The sequence below is a fragment of the Paenibacillus radicis (ex Gao et al. 2016) genome, assembly GCF_014641555.1.
Taxonomy (GTDB): domain Bacteria; phylum Bacillota; class Bacilli; order Paenibacillales; family Paenibacillaceae; genus Pristimantibacillus; species Pristimantibacillus radicis.
Genome location: NZ_BMHY01000029.1, coordinates 1,068 through 1,753, shown reverse-complemented (window position 1 = coordinate 1,753; position 686 = coordinate 1,068). Strand labels below are relative to the sequence as shown.

Here is a 686-nt window from a genome sequence, read left to right as displayed (position 1 = left end):
TAATAGCTCACTGGTCGAGTGACTCTGCGCCGAAAATGTAACGGGGCTAAACACACCACCGAAGCTATGGCATGTACAGCAATGTACTTGGGTAGGGGAGCGTTGTATATAGGTTGAAGTCAGACCGTAAGGACTGGTGGACAGTATACAAGTGAGAATGCCGGTATGAGTAACGAAAAGACAAGTGAGAATCTTGTCCGCCGAAAGCCTAAGGGTTCCTGAGGAAGGCTCGTCCACTCAGGGTAAGTCGGGACCTAACGCGAGGCCGAAAGGCGTAGTGGAAGGACAACAGGTTGAAATTCCTGTACCACCGAAGATTGTTTGAGCAATGGGGTGACACAGAAGGGCAGTGACGCGGACTGATGGAATAGTCCGTCCAAGCAGTGAGGCAGAGTTGTAGGCAAATCCGCAACTCGTGTAAGCTAGGCTGTGATGGGGAGCGAAAATTACAGTAGCGAAGGTCATGTACTCCGGCTGTCAAGAAAAGCCTCTAGTTAGATCTAGGTGCCCGTACCGCAAACCGACACAGGTAGGCGAGCAGAGCATGCTAAGGCGCGCGGAAGAACTCTCGTTAAGGAACTCGGCAAAATGACCCCGTAACTTCGGGAGAAGGGGTGCCTCGGTAGGGTGAATAGCCCGAGGGGGCCGCAGTGAAAAGGCCCAAGCGACTGTTTAGCAAAAACACA

1 rRNA gene (only partly in view) is annotated in these 686 nt (G+C 52.3%); it reads left to right on the top strand.

Going from position 1 to position 686, the window contains the following annotated elements:
• Positions 1 to 686: ribosomal RNA gene (locus IEX98_RS28915) — 23S ribosomal RNA — on the top strand (its annotated part extends past both window edges: 1,147 nt to the left, 1,067 nt to the right); the annotation flags it as partial.